At 73.8% G+C, this 16721-nt stretch carries 15 protein-coding genes; 13 read left to right on the forward strand and 2 right to left on the reverse strand.

The window, feature by feature from the left end; all coding sequences use genetic code 11:
* The first annotated feature begins 147 nt into the window (after positions 1 to 147).
* From ABT057_RS36950 to ABT057_RS37005, 12 genes are read left to right on the forward strand one after another with little or no spacing between them, the layout of a single operon-like run.
* A complete protein-coding gene (locus ABT057_RS36950; RefSeq protein WP_352348266.1) occupies positions 148 to 1731 on the forward strand; it encodes a phage tail sheath subtilisin-like domain-containing protein in 1584 nt (527 codons plus the stop codon).
* Positions 1732 to 1782: 51 nt separating this feature from the next.
* Positions 1783 to 2226, forward strand: coding sequence for a phage tail protein (locus ABT057_RS36955; protein ID WP_352348267.1), 444 nt, complete (start codon positions 1783 to 1785; stop codon positions 2224 to 2226).
* Positions 2226 to 2699: a hypothetical protein gene (locus tag ABT057_RS36960; protein WP_352348268.1), complete on the forward strand. Its 474-nt coding sequence runs from the start codon at positions 2226 to 2228 to the stop codon at positions 2697 to 2699. Before ABT057_RS36955 ends, ABT057_RS36960 begins: the two co-directional genes overlap by 1 nt.
* Entirely contained in the window at positions 2696 to 2854 is a 159-nt protein-coding gene (locus ABT057_RS36965) for a DUF6760 family protein (RefSeq protein WP_352348269.1), read from the forward strand. Before ABT057_RS36960 ends, ABT057_RS36965 begins: the two co-directional genes overlap by 4 nt.
* A 3-nt stretch (positions 2855 to 2857) precedes the next feature.
* Positions 2858 to 6436 (forward strand): hypothetical protein, encoded by a 3579-nt coding sequence (locus ABT057_RS36970; protein ID WP_352348270.1) that lies wholly within the window; start codon positions 2858 to 2860, stop codon positions 6434 to 6436.
* A gap of 53 nt (positions 6437 to 6489) precedes the next feature.
* Positions 6490 to 6915: a phage tail protein gene (locus ABT057_RS36975; RefSeq protein WP_352348271.1), complete on the forward strand. Its 426-nt coding sequence runs from the start codon at positions 6490 to 6492 to the stop codon at positions 6913 to 6915.
* 29 nt (positions 6916 to 6944) lie between these two features.
* Positions 6945 to 7670 carry a CIS tube protein gene (locus tag ABT057_RS36980; protein WP_352348272.1) on the forward strand — a complete coding sequence of 242 codons (726 nt, stop codon included), beginning with the start codon at positions 6945 to 6947 and terminating at the stop codon, positions 7668 to 7670.
* The gene (locus ABT057_RS36985; RefSeq protein WP_352348273.1) at positions 7670 to 9571 is read left to right on the forward strand and encodes a VgrG-related protein; all 1902 of its coding nucleotides are present in this window, start codon (positions 7670 to 7672) and stop codon (positions 9569 to 9571) included. Before ABT057_RS36980 ends, ABT057_RS36985 begins: the two co-directional genes overlap by 1 nt.
* Before the next feature lie 58 nt (positions 9572 to 9629).
* The gene (locus ABT057_RS36990) at positions 9630 to 10073 is read left to right on the forward strand and encodes a GPW/gp25 family protein (RefSeq protein ID WP_352348274.1); all 444 of its coding nucleotides are present in this window, start codon (positions 9630 to 9632) and stop codon (positions 10071 to 10073) included.
* Positions 10073 to 12031, forward strand: a complete 1959-nt coding sequence (locus tag ABT057_RS36995; RefSeq protein ID WP_352348275.1) for a putative baseplate assembly protein — start codon at positions 10073 to 10075, stop codon at positions 12029 to 12031. The genes ABT057_RS36990 and ABT057_RS36995 overlap by 1 nt, the downstream gene beginning before the upstream one ends.
* Positions 12028 to 12594, forward strand: a complete 567-nt coding sequence (locus ABT057_RS37000) for a phage tail protein (RefSeq protein ID WP_352348276.1) — start codon at positions 12028 to 12030, stop codon at positions 12592 to 12594. Before ABT057_RS36995 ends, ABT057_RS37000 begins: the two co-directional genes overlap by 4 nt.
* On the forward strand, positions 12591 to 13931 hold the full coding sequence (locus ABT057_RS37005; protein ID WP_352348277.1) for an NADase-type glycan-binding domain-containing protein: 1341 nt from the start codon (positions 12591 to 12593) through the stop codon (positions 13929 to 13931). Before ABT057_RS37000 ends, ABT057_RS37005 begins: the two co-directional genes overlap by 4 nt.
* 73 nt (positions 13932 to 14004) lie before the next feature.
* On the opposite strand, the gene ABT057_RS37010 is transcribed toward ABT057_RS37005, so the two are convergent.
* A complete protein-coding gene (locus tag ABT057_RS37010; RefSeq protein WP_352348278.1) occupies positions 14005 to 14616 on the reverse strand; it encodes a TetR/AcrR family transcriptional regulator in 612 nt (203 codons plus the stop codon).
* Between the two features lie 122 nt (positions 14617 to 14738).
* Here ABT057_RS37010 and ABT057_RS37015 point away from each other — a divergent pair, with 122 nt between their 5' ends.
* On the forward strand, positions 14739 to 15536 hold the full coding sequence (locus tag ABT057_RS37015; protein ID WP_352348279.1) for an SDR family NAD(P)-dependent oxidoreductase: 798 nt from the start codon (positions 14739 to 14741) through the stop codon (positions 15534 to 15536).
* A gap of 73 nt (positions 15537 to 15609) precedes the next feature.
* On the opposite strand, the gene ABT057_RS37020 is transcribed toward ABT057_RS37015, so the two are convergent.
* Positions 15610 to 16629, reverse strand: a complete 1020-nt coding sequence (locus tag ABT057_RS37020; RefSeq protein WP_352348280.1) for an aldo/keto reductase — start codon at positions 16627 to 16629, stop codon at positions 15610 to 15612.
* Positions 16630 to 16721 lie beyond the last annotated feature (92 nt).

Here is a 16721-nt window from a genome sequence, read left to right on the forward strand (position 1 = left end):
GGGCGCGCGGGCGCGGTCCGCCCGGGTCGGAGGTGCCCCGGCGGGCAACGACTCTGCCCCGGGATGTGCACCGGGGGACGTTTCGGCCGACGCGCTTCGCGCGTGACGGTGAGAACGTCCTGACGCGTACCCCGAGGAGAGCACAGCATGCCGTCCTACCTGTCGCCCGGCGTATACGTCGAGGAGGTGGCCAGCGGCTCCCGCCCGATCGAGGGGGTGGGCACCTCGGTGGCGGCCTTCGTCGGGCTCGCCCCGACCGGCCCCCTCAACGAGCCGACGCTGGTGACCAACTGGACCCAGTACGTGGCGGCGTTCGGTGACTTCACCGACGGGTACTACCTGGCGCACTCCGTCTACGGCTTCTTCAACAACGGCGGTTCGGCCGCCTACGTCGTCCGGGTCGGCGGTTCCTCCGCGGGTGCGTCCGGCGACGCCAAGTCCCCGTCCGCGGTGACCGGTTCGGCCGCCCCCGCCGCGCTGCCCGCCGGTGAGCCCAAGCAGCTCGGCACGTTCACCGTGACGGCCGTGGCGCCCGGCAACCTGAGCGTGGAGGTCGCGGACGCGGAGGGCGAGGGCCCCGCCGAGCGGTTCAAGCTGATCGTCAAGGACGGCGACCAGCCGGTCGAGACCTTCGACGTGTCGGCCAAGAAGGGCAACCGCTCCTACGTCGTCACGCAGGTGAAGGAGCGCTCCAAGCTCATCACCGTGGCCGAGGCCGCGCCCGCCGCGCAGCTGGCCCGCCCGGACAACCAGACGGTCGCACTGCCGTCGGCCGCGTCCGCCGCCCCCGCCGTACCGTCGTCCTCCGGCGAGGCCGGGTCCGCCGGCCCGGCGCAGTACCTGGGCGACAGCTCCGACCGCACCGGCTTCGGCGGCCTGGAGGCCGTCGACGAGATCTCCATGGTCGCGGTCCCCGACCTGATGGCCGCCTACCAGCGCGGCGCGATCGACCTGGAGGCCGTCAAGGCCGTCCAGCTCGGCCTGATCGCGCACTGCGAGCTGATGGGCGACCGTGTCGCGATCATCGACCCGCCGCCCGGTCTGAACGCCCGCCAGATCCGCGTCTGGCGCCAGGAGACGGCCGGCTACGACTCCAAGTACGCCGCCCTGTACTACCCCTGGATCAAGTCCTTCGACCCGGCCACCGGCCAGGCCCGTCTGGTCCCGCCGAGCGGTCACGTGGCCGGCGTCTGGGCCCGCAACGACTCCGAGCGCGGCGTCCACAAGGCCCCGGCGAACGAGGTCATCCGCGGCGCGGTGGACCTGGAGATCCAGATCACCCGCGGCGAGCAGGACCTGCTCAACCCCATCGGCGTGAACTGCATCCGTGCCTTCCCGGGCCGCGGCATCCGCATCTGGGGCGCCCGCACGCTGTCCTCCGACCCGGCCTGGCGCTACCTGAACATCCGCCGGTACTTCAACTACCTGGAGGAGTCGATCCTGATCGGCACCCAGTGGGTGGTGTTCGAGCCGAACGACCACGCTCTGTGGGCCCGGATCCGGCGCAACGTCTCCGCGTTCCTCGTCAACGAGTGGCGCGCGGGCGCCCTCTTCGGCGCCAAGCCCGAGGACGCGTTCTACGTCAAGTGTGACGAGGAGACCAACCCGACGGAGTCGGTCGACGTCGGCCGGGTGGTGTGCGAGATCGGCATCGCCCCGGTCAAGCCGGCCGAGTTCGTGATCTTCCGGCTGGCGCAGTTCTCCAGCGGGAGCGGGGAGCTGGAGGAGTAGGCCCACTCCGTCTCCGTATCCCCTCCTCAACTCCCCTAGAAGGAAAGTCAGATGAGTCTCCAGCCGGGTGACGCCCTTACTTCGCACAATTTCGGCCTGCAGATCGACGGCGTGATGGTCGAGTACCTCGCCGAGGTCAGCGGTCTCAGTCTCGAGCAGGACGTCATCGAGTACCAGCAGGTCTCGTCGCAGGGCAAGCCGGTCACCAAGAAGCTGCCGGGCGTGAAGAAGGCCGGCACCTGCACGGTCGTGCGCGGTATGACCCAGTCCGCCGCGTTCAACCAGTGGATCACCGAGTCGATCAACGGCGTCATGGGCACCGCCCGCAAGAACGCCACGATCATGGTGATGGACTACCAGAACAACCCGGTCAAGCGGTACAACATGCGCAACGCCTGGTGCAGCAAGATCGACACCAGCACCGTGAAGGCGGGCGAGGCGTCCGCGCTGACCGAGACCGTGACGATCACGTTCGAAGAACTGGTCATCGAGTAATGCGGCGTACGGCAGTACGGGGGCCGGTGGCGGGAGCGGAGCAGCCTCAGGAGGCCGCCCCGCTGCCGTCGGCGGCGCCCGCGCCGGCGCCGGTGCAGCAGCGACTGCAGACGGAGTTTCCCTTCGAGCTGCCGCGCGGCTATGTCGACGAGGCGGGCACCGTCCACCGCGACGGCGTGATGCGCCTCGCGACGGCGCGCGACGAACTCGTCCCGCTCCGGGACATCCGCGTCCAGGAGAACCCCGCGTACCTGTCGGTGGTCCTGCTGGGCCGGGTCATCACCCGCCTCGGCACGCTGCCCCTGGTCCACGACGGGGTGGTGGAGAACATGTTCGCCTCCGACCTGGCGTTCCTGCAGGACTTCTACCGCCAGATCAACGCCGAGGGCCACACCCGCGCCTCGGTGGAGTGCCCGCACTGCGCGGAGCCCTTCGAGGTGGAACTGGGCGGGAGCCGCCTGGGGGAATCGTGACGTACGCGACCGACCGACTGCACGAGGAGATCGCGTACGTCGCCTACCACTTCCACTGGTCCCTGGACGACATCCTGGACCTCGAACACCACGACCGTCGCCGCTGGACGGACCAGATCGGCTCCCTGGTGACCCGGGGCGGGACGGAGGGCTGACGCGTGGGGCTGCTGGACCGATTCCGCGGCGCACGACGCGGGGACCGCGAGGACACGGCTGCGACGAACACCGGGGTACCGGCCGACGAGGGTGGTGCGTCGGGTGCCGTCGCGGCGCCGGCCGTGCGGGTGCCGTCCGCCTGGCCCGGGCTGCCGCCCATCCAACGGGCGACGGCGTCCCGTACGGCGGCGGGCGTCGCCGACTCCGGGTTCGGCGGCCGGCTGGCCACCTGGCAGAACCCGACCTTCACGAGCACCCGTTCACCGTCGATCCTGGACGGCTCCCCGAGCGGCCCCCTGGCGAACCTGTCGGCCACCCCGGCACAGCCGTCACCCGCGCCCGCTCCCGCGCCGCCCCCTCAGCCCGCGATCCCTCTCCAGGCGGCGCCGGCACTGGCGCCGTCCCCGCCTTCTCTGTCGTCGTCCCTGCCGTCTCTCCTCCAGCCGCCGGTCCAGCCGGGGGCCGCCCCGTCCCGCCCGCGGCAGCCGGTCACACCGGCCGCCGCATCCGCACGTCCGGCCGCGACGCCGACCGCGCCCCGCCCTCTCCAGCGGGCCGCCTCGGCCGCCGTACCGTCACGTCCGGCCCCCGCGCCCGCTCCGCCCGCCACCCCGCGCGCGGTCGCCCAGCCGCGTCCGGCGGAACCCGCCTCGCCGCCGCCGGCCACCCCGGCGCGGGGCATCCGGGTGTCCCCGGCCGCCGCGCGTCAGTTGCCGCCCACGGCTCCCCTGACCAGGTCGGCCCCGGCCCCGGTACAGCGCCGGACCCTGCCCGCGCGCCTGCCGTCCGCCCCCGCCGCACCGGCTCCGGCCGCACCGGCTCCCGCCGCGCCCCGCGCCGCGAAGACGGCCACGGCGACCAACTCGGCCACGAAGGCCGACGGCGACGGCCCGGCGTCCGGCAAGGAACCCGCCCCGGCCCCGGCGCCCGTTCCGAGCACGGCGGAGGACCGCCCCGTACAGCGTGCTGCCGCCGCCCCGGCCACACCAGCCGTACCGCCCGCCCCCGGACTCCCGGTCCTGCGGACGGTCGCGGCGGCATCTCCCGCCCCGGAAATCCCGGTACGGCACACGGCCACGCGCCCGGACACCGCCCCCGTCACCGAAGCGCCGGTCCGGCGCGCAACCGCCCGCCCGAACGACGCCACCGAGGCCCCAGTTCAGCGGACAGCCGCCCGCCCGGCCGGCACCACCGCCGAAACCCCGGTCCAGCGGACGGCCACAGCACCGAGCGGCACCACCGAAACCCCGGCCCAGCCCAAAGCCCCCCGACCGGCGCCCGGTACGGCGACGGCACCCGCCGCCGAAGCCCCGGTCCAGCGGACGGCCACCCGCCCCGGCGACACCGCCACCACCGCCGCCACGACGCCGCCCGCCACCGGGCGCCCGGCGCAGCGGCCGGCCCCAGGCCCCAGCGCCGTCCCCGCCCCGGAAACACCGGTGCAGCGGACGGTCACGCCCCCGAGCGGCGCCGCTGAAACCCCGGAAGTGCCGAAGACCTCCCGCCCGGTCCCCGCCCCGGCGACGCCTCCTGCCGCGGGAACACCGCTCCAGCGGGCGGCCACCCGCCCGCCCGGCACCCCCGCCGCCACGACGCCCGTCCCGACGCCCGCCGTGGAGCCCCCGGTCCGGCGCACAGCCTCGAGCCCGGCCACCCCGCCCGCCGCGGTACCGCCGGTGCGGCACACGGCCACGCCCCCGAGCGGCACCCCCGTCGCCCCGTCAACACCACCCTCGGCACCAGCGCCGGCGCCCGCCGAACTCCCGGTCCAGCGGGCGGTCCCGGCCAACCCGGGGCCCTCGACGACGGCGACCCCCGCACCCGCGCCGACGCCGCCGACGCCGGATGCCCCACAGCCCGTGCAGCGAGCCGTACCCCCGCGGCAGGACGCCCAGCCGGTCGTCCCGGCCACCCGCACTCCTCAGCGACCGGTGAACACACCCGGCCGAGCCGTCGCGCCCACGGCACCGGAAGCCACAACACCACAAGCCACACCCCCGCCGGCCGGTCGGCGAGCCGTGTCCCGGCAAGAGGACACCCAGCGCGCGCACACCCGGCCCGCGCACACGAACGCCGTGGCCCGGCCCACCGCGCCGACGGCCCCCGGGTCCGCGCCCCAGCCCTCCGTCCAGCGAGCCGTGCCCCGGCACCAGGACACCCCGCAGGTCGTCCCGACCGCCCCCGCGGGGTCCGCTCCTCCCCGGGGACCGGCTCCCCGTCCGGCCGAAGCGACCACGCCGCCCGGGCTCCCGGCGCCCATCGCCGCCCAGCGTGCCGTCCCCGGCCGGGCAGCCGTGCCCGCGGCCACCACGGCCGCGCCCGTCCCGCCCGTCCCGCCCGTCCCGGCCGTCCTCCAGCGCGCCACTCCGGCGAGGACCACCACCACGGCACCCGGACACCACACCCCGGAACCGGCCTCCCCTCGGCCCGCCCCGGAGCCGGTCCGGCACCCCACCGCCCCGCGGCGGCAGGAAGCCGCCGCCCCGGCGGCACCCGGTCTCCCCGTCCAGCGAGCCGTCCCCCACACCACCTCACCGGCACCGACCTCGGCCCCGGCCCCGGCCCCGACCGCAGAGCACACCCCGATGCCTCAGTCGCCCCAGCCATCCCAGATGCCCCAGCCGTCCCAGACGCCCCGCGCCGCCGCGGAGCCGGCCTCCGTGCGCGCCACCCCTCTCGGCGTCCGGCCCGCGTCCACCACCCCGGCAACGGCTCTCCAGCGTCGTAGTCGCATCGGACTCGGCGCGCCCCTCACCGCGCCGCCCCACCGCCCCGCGCCCGGTTCCTCCACGCCCGCCGTCACTCCGCGCTCCCTGCTCGGCGCGCCCCTCAGCGCGCGTCCCACGGACATGGCCCCGCTCGACCACTCACGCGGCACCGCCGCACAGCGACCGGCCCCCACCCCCGCGGCGATCCAGCGAGCCACCCCCGAGCCGATGCCCACGCCCTTTCCCTCACCCACGCCCGCGCCCGCGCCCGCGGCCGCGGCCGTGCCCCCGGCCGCCCGGCCGACCCCGCTCCCCGCCGCCCCGGTCACCCCGGTCACCCCGGTCGCCCCTGTCACTCCCGTCCAGCGCCGCGCAGTCGCCACCCCCACCCCGACACGAATCACCACCCCCATCGCCCCCGCCGTCGTACCTCTGCGACGCACCACCCCGGGCACCGCCGCGGTACCCGTGGTCCACCCCCGCGCCGCCACCCCCAGCACGCCACCCCTGCCCGGCCCCACGCAGGCACCGTCCCCGGCGCCTCGGCCGGCGGCCCCGGCTCCGCTTCCCGCCCCCGCCGTTCCCAGCACCGCCGTCCCGGCCACCGTGCAGCGGCGCGCGGCCGCCCTGCCGCCCGCACCCCCGGCACCCCCCGCATCGGCCGCGACCCAGCACCGATCGGCATCGCCGCCCCCCGCCCCGGCGTCCACCCCGGCGTCGGCCGCCGCTCCCGCCTTCGACCCGCGGGACCTCACCGACTTCCAGCTCGACGAGCTCACCCACCGCCTCACCGGTCGCATCACCCGTCTTCTGCGCACCGAGCTCCGGCTCGACCGCGAGCGGATCGGCCGCCTCCGCGACCCCCGCAACTGACCGCATCCGACCCACCGAACGACCGTCTGCCCCCAGAAAGGCCAGGCCCCTCGATGTCCCGCGATCTCGACCCGGGCTCCACCATCTTCTTCACCCTGACCATCGACGGCGAGAGCCTCGGTTACTTCAACGGGTGCGAGGGACTGTCGTCCCAGGTGGAGATCGAGCACCGCCAGGAGGGCGGCAACAACGGCTTCGTCTGGGCGCTCCCCTCCCGCGTCACCTTCTCCAACATCCGGCTGACCCGCCCCCTCACCCCGGACACCGCCAAGGTCGCCAAGTGGATCTCCTCGGTCACCACCGGGGTGACCCGCCCCACCGCGCAGATCGCGGCGCTGCGCGCGGACGGCTCCGAGGTCGCCCGCTGGGGCCTCATCGACGTGCTGCCGGTCAGCTGGCAGGGACCCTCCCTCGACCCCGCGAACCCGGGCGTCGCCACGGAGGTCCTGGAGATCACCCACCACGGGTTCACGGACTAGGACGCAGGGACGGGACGAGGAGAGACACCATGGCCAAGGGAAGCAAGGGCGGCGCCGGCAAGAGCCTGGTCCGCGCCACGCTCGCGATCCACGAGCCGCCCGTCGGCACCAGCACCACCCCGGGCGGGCTGATCAAGTCCTTCGGGTTCGACTTCAACCCGTCGCAGTTGCAGCTGGGCCGGCGCGCCCAGTGGAAGGTGACCCCGACGGCGGCCGTACGGGACGGTTCCAAGCCGGAGTTCATGGGGCCCGAGCCGCGGCAGATGACGGTCGAGATCTTCCTCGACACCTCCGACGAGCCGGGCAGCAACTCGGTGCTGAAGAAGGTCGAGTCGCTCCTGGAGTGCTGCGAGGTCACCACCAAGAGCATCGCCGCCGAGCAGCCCTCGCCACCCTGGGTGGTCTTCCAGTGGGGCTCCTTCTCCACCGCCCGCTTCACCGCCTACGTCAGCAGCATCGACGTCACCTACTCGCTGTTCGGCACCACCGGCGTCCCCATCCGCGCCACCTGCCAGGTCTCCCTGCACGAGATCCCCAGCAAGACGCAGGGCCAGAACCCGACCTCCGGCGCTCTGACCGCGCAGCGCGTGCACCGGGTGGTGGCCGGCGACTCGCTCCAGTCGCTGGCCTGGCGGGAGTACGGCGACACCGCGGCCTGGCGGAACATCGCCGAGGCGAACGGCATCGACGACCCGACCCGGCTGCCCACCGGCATCGAGCTCGTGCTGCCCTCCGCCGGGGAGGTGGGTTCCTGATGGTGCAGACCGCGTACTCCAGCATCATCAAGGTCACCCTCGGCGGTGCCCCCCTGCCCCGCGACATCGCGCCGCTCCTCGTGGACGGCTGGGTGGACCAGGGGCTCGGCGTGCCCGCCGCCTTCCGGCTGACCTTCCGCGACCCCTACCGGCTCGTCCTCGGCAAGCTGGGCGTCAAGTTCGGCACGCCCGTCGTCCTCACCCCCATCGCCGACGGCCAGGGCAAGGGCGAACCCCTCCTCACCGGCGAGGTCTGCGGCCTGGAGGCCGACTACGACGGCACCGGCTCGTTCACCGTCATCCGCGGCTACGACGCCGGGCACCGCCTGATGCGCCAGCGCCGCATCGCCGCCTACCGCAACCAGAGCGCCTCCGACATCGCCCGCAAACTGGCGGCGGGCGCGGGCGTGGCCGTCGGGAAGATCCAGTCCACCAAGACCGTCTACGAGTTCATCAGCCAGGCCAACGTCACCGACTGGGACTTCCTCGCCCGGCTCGCCGACGAGAACGAGATGGTCATGTCGGTGGACTCGAAGGGGAAGTTCCAGTTCGTCAAACCGGATCCCGCCTCCGGGGCCCCGGCGCCCTCCACACCAGGTGAGAAGAGCCCGTTCGTCCTCGAGGCGGGCACCGACATCCTGCGGCTGCGCGCCGGCGTGACCTCCGCCGAGCAGGTCGCGACGGTCGAGGCCCGCGGCTGGGACGTGACCACGAAGAAGGCGCTCACCGCGACCGCGCCCGCCACCACCAACCCGGGCATCAAGATCGGGACCACCCCCGGCGAGGCCGCCGCCAAGTTCAAGCCCACCAAGCTGGTCGACGCGCAGACGCCGTACGACCGGCAGGCGGAGGTGAAGTTCGCCGCCGAGGCGCTCGCCGACGACGTCACCGGCTCCTTCGCCGAGCTGGAGGTCATCGCGCGCGGCACCCCCAAGCTCCGCCCCGGGCTGCCCGTCGCCCTCGCGGACGTCGGCGCACCCTTCGAGGGCAAGTACACCGCCACCTCCGTCCGGCATGTCTTCGGCGACGGCAAGCACTACGAGGTGTGGGTCACCGTCAGCGGCAGGCAGTGGCGGTCGCTGTACGGCCTGTCCTCCGGCGGCGGCGGAGGACAGAACGGCCTGAACCTGCCCGGCACCACCAACGCCCTGGTCACCGATGTCTCGGACCCGCTCAAGCAGGGCCGGGTCAAGCTCCAGTTCCCCTGGCTCGACGACGTCTACGTCAGCGACTGGACCCGGGTCATGCAGTGGGGCGGCAAGGCCGGCGGCTCGGTCTTCCCGCTCGACGTCGGCGACGAGGTCCTGGTCGCCTTCGACCGGGGCGCCCTCGACCACCCGTACGTCATCGGCGGCCTCTACAACGGCCGCGACAAGGTGCCCCCGATGAAGGAGCCGCTGCACGACGGCGCCCGCCGCCGCGCCGCCCGGCACACCCTCGCCGACCGCGACGGCAACCGCGTCGACCTGCTCAGCCAGAAGACCGGCGCCCGCGCCCAGGGCGTCCGGGTCACCTCCGGCGACGGCAATCTCGTCGTCAACCTGGACCGTACGAAGACCGAGATCACCGTCGACAGCAAGGGCAGGGTCAGCATCAAGGGCGGCCGGGCGGTGTCCGTGGAGGCCGGCACCGACCTCACGCTCAGCGCGCGCCGCAACGTCTCCATCAGGAGCGGCGGCTCCCTCACCCTGCGCGGCGGTCTGGTCAACATCAGGTCCATGACGGGCGTGGTGGCGGTGGACGCGGCCGGTCTGCTCAACCTCAAGGCGGGCGGCGCGGCGACCGTCAGCACCGGCGGCATCGTCCAGATCAACACCACCGCCAACGTGGGCATCCGGGCCGCCACGCTCATGCTGAACGGCATCGTGCTGGTCAACAACAAGCCGTATCCGATCCCGTGACGGCCCCGCGTTCGCTGCGGAGCAGCGACAAGAGCAGTAGGAGAAGGGTGGCCGTCTGATGGCCGAACAGTTCGTCGGGTCCGGCTGGGCGTTCCCCCTGCGCATCGGCCCCACCGGAGGCATCGCCCTGGTCAGCGGCGAGCGCGAGATCGAGGAGGCGATCCGGCTGATCCTCGCGACCGCGCCGGGCGAGCGCCCGATGCGCCCGGAGTACGGCTGCGCCATCCACGACCTGGTCTTCGCCCCGGTCAACGAGGCGACGGCCGGCCGTATCCAGCACGAGGTGTACATCAGCCTGGACCGCTGGGAGCCGCGCATCGAGGTCAACGACGTCGAGGTCTCGGCCGGCACCGAGCAGGGCGTCCTCTTCATCGACGTCCGCTACTCCATCCGCGGGACCAACAACCCGCGCAGTCTCGTCTTCCCCTTCTACGTCATTCCGTCCCACGACGAGCCGGACGCCTCCGGCTCCTCCGGCACGGCTTCCGAAAGCGACCGCTGATGGCTCTGCCCTCCCCCAATCTGGACGACCGCCGCTTCCAGCAGTTCGTCGACGACGCCAAGCGCTACATCCAGCAGCGCGCCCCGGAGTGGACCGACCACAACGTCTCCGACCCGGGCGTGACCCTCGTCGAGACGGTCGCCCACATGGCCGACCAGATCGTGTACCGCCTCAACCGGGTCCCGGACAAGAACCATCTGGCCTTCCTCGACCTGGTCGGCATCCGCCTGTTCCCGCCGACGGCGGCCCGCACGGACGTCACGTTCTGGCTGTCGGCCCCCCAGGAGGAGACGATCCTGCTGCCGACCGGCACCGAGGTGGCGACCGTGCGCACGGAGAGCGAGGAGGCGGTGGTCTTCGCGACCGAACGCGAACTGTCCGTCGTGCCGTCCGCCCTGTCCCACCTCGTCGTCCAGCACCAGGGCGAGCCGGTCACCGACGTGACCACCGACCTCGCCGAGGGCAAGGACGTGTTCTGCTTCTCCGAGGCCCCGCGCCCCGGCGACTGCATGCTCCTCGGTCTGAGCGCCGCCGTCCCGCACTGCGCGGTCGCCTTCGAACTCGACAGCCGGGTCGACGGCGTCGGCGTGGACCCGCGCCAGCCGCCCCTGGTGTGGGAGGCGTGGACGGAGGACGGCTGGCAGCCCTGCGAGGTCGACCGCGACGGCACCGGCGGTCTCAACCGCCCCGGCGAGGTCGTCCTGCACGTCCCCGGCGGGCACGTCCTGTCCCGCTCCGGCGGCCAGGAGGCCGGCTGGCTGCGCTGCCGCGTCACCGAACCCCTCGTCGGTCAGCCCTTCTACACCCTGTCCCCGACGATCCGTTCGGCCGAGGCCTTCACGGTCGGCGGCACGGCGCCCGCCGTCCACGCGGAGACGGTGTACGACGAGGCGCTCGGCGAGTCGACGGGACTTCCCGGCCAGCGCCTGCGTCTGGCCAACCACCCCGTCGTGGGCGACGATCCGCCCCTGCTTCTCCAGACCGCCGAGCACGAGGGGTGGACGGACTGGCAGGTGGTCCCCCACTTCGCCGCCTCCGGCCCGTACGACCGCCACATCACCCTCGACGCGGCCACCGGTGAGATCGCCTTCGGCCCGTCCGTCCGCGAACCCGACGGCGGGCTGCGGCAGTACGGCTCGGTCGCCCCCAAGGGCGCGGTCATCCGCGCCCGCCGCTACCGCACGGGCGGCGGCAGGTCCGGAAACGTGGCCAGGGGTGCGGTGCAGGTGCTCCGCACCTCGGTGCCGTACGTCTCCGAGGTCGTCAACCGGGAGGCCGCGCGCGGCGGGGTCGACGGCGAGACGGTCGAGGAGGCGAAGCTCCGCGCCCCGATCACCCTGCGCGCCCAGGAGCGGGCGGTGACCCTGCGCGACTACGAGGAGCTGGCGCGCCGGGCGGCCCCCGAGACGGCCCGCATCACCTGCCTGGAGGGCGAGCCCGACGAGCACGGGTCGTACGCGGTACGGGTGTTGGTGGTCCCGCAGGCCGTACCGGACCCGGGAGGCCGCCTCCGTTTCGAGCAACTGGTGCCCGGCGACTCCCTGTTGGACCGCATCATGCGCCACCTGGACGAACGCCGCCTGATCGGCACGAGGTTGGCGGTCGGACCGCCGTACTACCAGGGTGTGACGGTGGTCGCGACGGTGCACGCCTTCCGCGGCGTCGACACCGACCGCGTCCGCCGCCAGGCCCACGACGCCCTCTACCGCCACCTGGACCCGCTGACCGGCGGCGCCGACGGCAAGGGCTGGCCGTTCGGCCGGCCGGTGCAGTCCGGTGAGGTCTTCGCGGTCCTCCAGCGCGTCCCGGGCGTGGAGCTGGTCGACCAGGTCACCCTGCACCCGGCCGACCCGCTGACGGGCAAGCGCGGCGAGGCGACGGACCGCATCGACCTCTCCGCCCCGGCGCTGGTCTTCTCCTACGACCACCGGGTCCGCGTGATCGGGGACGGCGCGTGAGGGGCTCCGTCGACGGCCTCGGCTCGTCCTCCCCGATCGGCATGATGCTGCCGGCCGTCTTCGCCGACGACGACCTGGCGCAGCGCTTCGTCGCGGGCCTGGACGAGGTCATGGCCCCCATCCTCAACGTCCTGGACTGTCTGCCCTCGTACTTCGACCCGGCCCTCGCGCCGGTCGACTTCACCAACTGGCTCGCGGGCTGGGTCGGCGCGGAGACGGACGGCACGGAGCCGGAGCCGCGACTGCGGGCGGCGGTCGCGGCGGCCGCCTACCTGCACCGCGTCCGCGGCACCCGCAAAGGCCTGTCGGAGGCGATCCGGCTGGCCTTCGGGGTGGAGCCGGAGATCTCGGAGAGCGGCGGATCGGCCTGGAGCGCCCGCCCGCTCGGCCCGTTCCCGGGCGATCCCCGCCCCCACCTGCGCGTCACGCTCCGTCTGCCCGACCCCCGCCCCGTGGACGAACACCGCCTGGACACCCTCGTGGCCGCCGCCCGCCCCGCCCACATGCCGTACACGGTCGAGGTGACCGCCGCGACCGCCGCCGAAAGGACCCCGGAGAGATGACCACCCAGAACTGCGCCGAGTGCGGCACCCGGGCGGAACCCGGCCAGTCCTTCTGCGACGCCTGCGGAGCCGTCCTGAGCTGGACGGACCGCGCCCCGGCCCGCGCGACGACGGCCGCGACGGCGTCCGCCACGGCATCGGCGTCGGCCCCCGCTCCCGCGCCCGCATCCGCATCCGCATCCGGTTCGGTTTCCGGGGACGCCGCCCCCGCCGCCCGTACGGCTCCCGCCGCCACGACGGCCGCGCCGGCACCCGCCGCCGATCACGCCGACGCCGACGGCGACCGCACCCCGGACGCCGGGACCAACGAGGCCGACGAGGACGACGAGGACACCACGGAAACCCCCCTCCCGGCGCTCCCCCCGGAGACCCCCGCCGCACCCGCCGCGGCTTCCGACGAGAACGCGGCGACCGCCCCGGCCCCCGCCCTCGGGGACACGATGGCCGCCCGGGCCCGCTCCCTCCTCGTCCCCGTCGCCGAGCCGGAGGCACCCGCCCCCGCCGCGCCCCCGTCCGTCGCCCCGGTCCTGCCGGGCGTGCCGGTGGCGGACCGCCCGCAGGTGCGCGCCCCCGGTCCGGTCCTCGGCGAGGAGCACGGCGTCGCCTGCCCCTGGTGCGCCACGCCCAACCGCCCCGACCGGCACTACTGCGCCCGGTGCGCGATGCCGATGACCCTGGAGGACCGCTCCTCCTTCCGGCTGCCGTGGTGGCGCCGGCTGTTCGGCCGGGGCGGCGAGACCCCGTGGGCGGGCGACCGCCCCCGCCTGCGCCGCACCTTCGACCGCATCCTCACCTGGGTGGTGGCCGCGGCCGTCGTCGGCGGACTGATCTTCGTCGGCATGAAGACGCCGGGCTGGATCCAGGCGACCCGCGACCACTTCGCCAAGCGCGCGGCGGTCGACCCGGACACGTACGCGGCGTCCCGCTCCTACCCCGGGCACAAGCCCGACCTGGCCTTCGACAAGGTCAACAACACCTGGTGGGGTCCGGGTGTCTCGCAGTCGGGCGAGGGCGAGTGGATCGAGGCCCGCTTCAGCGAGCCGACCCGGCTGCTTGACCTGATCATCACGTCCGGCACCTCGACCAAGGCCGACCAGCTCAACCAGTCGGCGCTCCCGCACCGCGTCAAGGCGACGATCACCCTGAAGGACGGCACGACCACGACCCGCGAGATCACCCTCGACCAGGTCGCGGGCGGCCAGCGCCGCGCCTTCCGCGTCGGCGAGGTCACCAAGGTCCGCTTCACGCTCGAGTCGGCCTACCGGGCCTCGGCGAGCACCCAGGTGGCGATAGCGGAGATCGAGTTCTTCGGCCCGTCCAGCGCGAACGCGTCCTGATCCACCTCCACCACGAACGGCCCGGCGTCCTGGACGCCGGGCCGTTCGTGTTCTTCGTCCCGCGTCCGCCCGCCTATGCGCGTACGGCGGCGACCGCCTCGTCGAAGGCCTGCTCCAGGCCGACCGCGCCGTCGCTGCCGGCCCAGGCTTCCAGGGCGACGTCGGAGCAGGTCAGGGCGCAGGCGACGAGCGCGCGGGCCCGTACCTGGGTCAGGGGGTCCCCGGCGGCGTCCCCCGTGTCCATTCGTCCGGCGATGTCCGGCACGAGCAGCTCCGTCCACTGCTGCTGCTTCTCCAGCCTGCGTGCCCGGAGGGAGGCCGACGCGTGGAGCATGCCGGTGATCCGGAGGAACTCCTGCGGTGAGTACGGGAGGCCTTCGACGAGTGTCCTGAGCGCCGCCCGGAGCGCTTCCCAGGGGGACTCGTCCGCCGGCCGCGCTTCGAGCGCCGCTCGCAGGACGCGGCCGCTCTCGGCGTGGTCGCCGAGCACGATGTCTTCCTTCGTGCCGAAGTAGCGGAACAGCGACCGGCGGGAGATGCCGATCTCGCCGGCGATCTGCTCCATGGTGGTGGCTTCGAATCCGTGTTCGAGGAAGAGCCGCATGGCGGTGGCGGCGATCTCGGCCTGCACCGCCCGCCGGGTGCGCTGCCGCAGCCCGGTCGGCCCGCCTTCACGATCGCTCATGGGCGCCTACCCTACCGCGACCTGCACTCGGTACCGACTTGGCATCCAGTACCTGTTTGGCACTGGGTGACAGTTTCGGCGTACAGTGCCCTGTGCACGTCCGTCGTCTCCAGGGAGCAGCCATGAACTCCGTCGACTACCGCGGCCAGACCACTCTCATCACCGGTGCCAGCGCCGGTATCGGGGCGGAGTTCGCCCGCCGCATCGCCGCGCGCGGTTCACACCTCGTCCTGGTGGCCCGGCGACGGGAGCGGCTCGACGAACTGGCCGCCGAACTCACCGCGGCGCACGGCGTCCACGCCACGGTCGTCCCGCTCGACCTCAGCCTGCCCAACCCCGGGCAGACCCTCGCCGAAGAGATGGCGCGGCGCGGCCTGACCGTGACGAGCGTCGTGAACAACGCGGGGTTCGCCACCTTCGGCCCGTTCCACACGGAGGACCCGCAGCGGCTGCGGGAGGAGATGGCGGTCGACATCGCGGGCGTGGTCGACATCAGCCGGGCCTTCATCGAGCCGCTGCGGGCCTCCGGCACCGGCGTACTGGTCAACGTCGCCAGCATGGCCGCGTACAGCCCGGTCCCGAACATGGCCGTCTACGCGGCCGCCAAGGCCTTCGTGCTGAGTTTCACCGAGGCTCTGTGGCAGGAGTCCCTGGGCACCGGGCTGCGCGTGCTCGCGCTGTCCCCCGGCGCGACGAACACCGAGTTCTTCGACGTGGCCGGCACGAACGACGCCGACGGCGGCACCCGGCGCCAGTCACCCGGGGAGGTCGTGGCGACGGCGCTGCGGGCGCTCGACCGGCGCACCCCGCCGCCGAGCGTCGTCTCGGGCCGCCTCAACCGCGTGATGGCGACCCTGGGCCGCGCGGTCACCAGGCGCCGCGCGGTCCTCCTCATGGGCTCCATGACCGCAGGCCGCTGATGCCCCCGTGCCGCGGCGGCAGGGCGAACGCCGCCTGCCGGGGCACCGGCCGAGCCGGGTGCGTCGAGCGGTGTCAGCGGCGGCGCAGGGACGGGTCGAGCAGGGCCGGCGGGGTGTCGAACTTCTCGTGCGGGGCGAGGTCCGTGCCGGGTGCGACGATCTCGTCGATAGCGTCGAGTACGTCGGCGGGGAGCACGGTGCCGGCGGCGGCGAGCTGCGCGTGCAGGTGGTCCAGCGTGCGGGGGCCGATGAGCGCGCTGGTCACGGCCGGGTGCGCGGTCACGAACCCGAGCGCGAGCTGGATCATGGTCAGCCCGGCCTCGTCGGCGACGGCGGCCAGCCGCTCGACGGCGTCGAGGCGGACCCGGTTGCCGGGGACGGTGAGGTCGAAGCGCTCCGGCATGAACGCCGACCGGCTGGTGGTGACGGCCCGGCCCTCGCGGACCGCGCCCGACAGCCAGCCCGAGGCCAGCGGGCTCCACACCAGCACGCCGAGGCCGTACTCCTCGGTCACGGGCAGGACGTGGCTCTCGATCCCGCGCTGGAGGATCGAGTAGCTGGGCTGCTCGGTGACGTAGCGGCCGAGGCGGTGTTCGCGGGCCGCCCACTGCGCCTGCACGATGCGGTGGGCGGGGAAGGTCGAGGAGCCGAAGTAGCGGATCTTCCCGGCGCGTCGGAGGTCGGTCAGTGCGGACAGCGTCTCCTCGTCGCCGGTGCTCGGGTCCCACCGGTGGATCTGGTAGAGGTCGACGTGGTCGACACCGAGCCGGCGCAGGCTGTCGTCCAGCGCGGTGACGAGCCAGCGGCGCGAGCCGCCCCGGTGGTTGCGTTCCTCCCCCATGGGCATGCCGGCCTTGGTGGCCAGCACGATGTCGTCGCGCCGCCCGGCGATGGCCTTGCCGACCATCTCCTCCGACTCTCCGGCGCCGTACATGTCGGCGGTGTCGATGAGGTTGATCCCGGCCTCGAGCGCGGCGTCGACGATCGCGGTCGCCTCGTCCTGGGTGGTGCGCCCGATACTGCCGAAGTTCATCGCGCCGAGCGCGAGCGAGCCGACCTGTACTCCGGTGTGGCCCAGGGTGCGGTACTGCATGAGCGTGTCTCCTGACATCCCGAATAAGCGGAACAACGTCCCGCTTAAATATACGGAACGGCGTCCCGTTTAACAAGCCCGGTAGATTTGGC

The organism is Streptomyces sp. NPDC002588, from assembly GCF_040295925.1.
Taxonomy (GTDB): domain Bacteria; phylum Actinomycetota; class Actinomycetes; order Streptomycetales; family Streptomycetaceae; genus Streptomyces.

What these genes read in the sequence shown, in the direction of transcription:
- ABT057_RS36960 (WP_352348268.1), top strand. Translation starts at nt 2,226, where the DNA reads ATGCGGCGTACGGCAGTACGGGGGCCGGTGGCGGGAGCGGAGCAGCCT.
- ABT057_RS36990 (WP_352348274.1), top strand. Translation starts at nt 9,630, where the DNA reads ATGGCCGAACAGTTCGTCGGGTCCGGCTGGGCGTTCCCCCTGCGCATC.
- ABT057_RS36980 (WP_352348272.1), top strand. Translation starts at nt 6,945, where the DNA reads ATGGCCAAGGGAAGCAAGGGCGGCGCCGGCAAGAGCCTGGTCCGCGCC.
- ABT057_RS36995 (WP_352348275.1), top strand. Translation starts at nt 10,073, where the DNA reads ATGGCTCTGCCCTCCCCCAATCTGGACGACCGCCGCTTCCAGCAGTTC.
- ABT057_RS36950 (WP_352348266.1), top strand. Translation starts at nt 148, where the DNA reads ATGCCGTCCTACCTGTCGCCCGGCGTATACGTCGAGGAGGTGGCCAGC.
- ABT057_RS36955 (WP_352348267.1), top strand. Translation starts at nt 1,783, where the DNA reads ATGAGTCTCCAGCCGGGTGACGCCCTTACTTCGCACAATTTCGGCCTG.
- ABT057_RS37020 (WP_352348280.1), bottom strand. Translation starts at nt 16,629, where the DNA reads ATGCAGTACCGCACCCTGGGCCACACCGGAGTACAGGTCGGCTCGCTC.
- ABT057_RS37010 (WP_352348278.1), bottom strand. Translation starts at nt 14,616, where the DNA reads ATGAGCGATCGTGAAGGCGGGCCGACCGGGCTGCGGCAGCGCACCCGG.
- ABT057_RS37015 (WP_352348279.1), top strand. Translation starts at nt 14,739, where the DNA reads ATGAACTCCGTCGACTACCGCGGCCAGACCACTCTCATCACCGGTGCC.
- ABT057_RS37005 (WP_352348277.1), top strand. Translation starts at nt 12,591, where the DNA reads ATGACCACCCAGAACTGCGCCGAGTGCGGCACCCGGGCGGAACCCGGC.
- ABT057_RS36975 (WP_352348271.1), top strand. Translation starts at nt 6,490, where the DNA reads ATGTCCCGCGATCTCGACCCGGGCTCCACCATCTTCTTCACCCTGACC.
- ABT057_RS36985 (WP_352348273.1), top strand. Translation starts at nt 7,670, where the DNA reads ATGGTGCAGACCGCGTACTCCAGCATCATCAAGGTCACCCTCGGCGGT.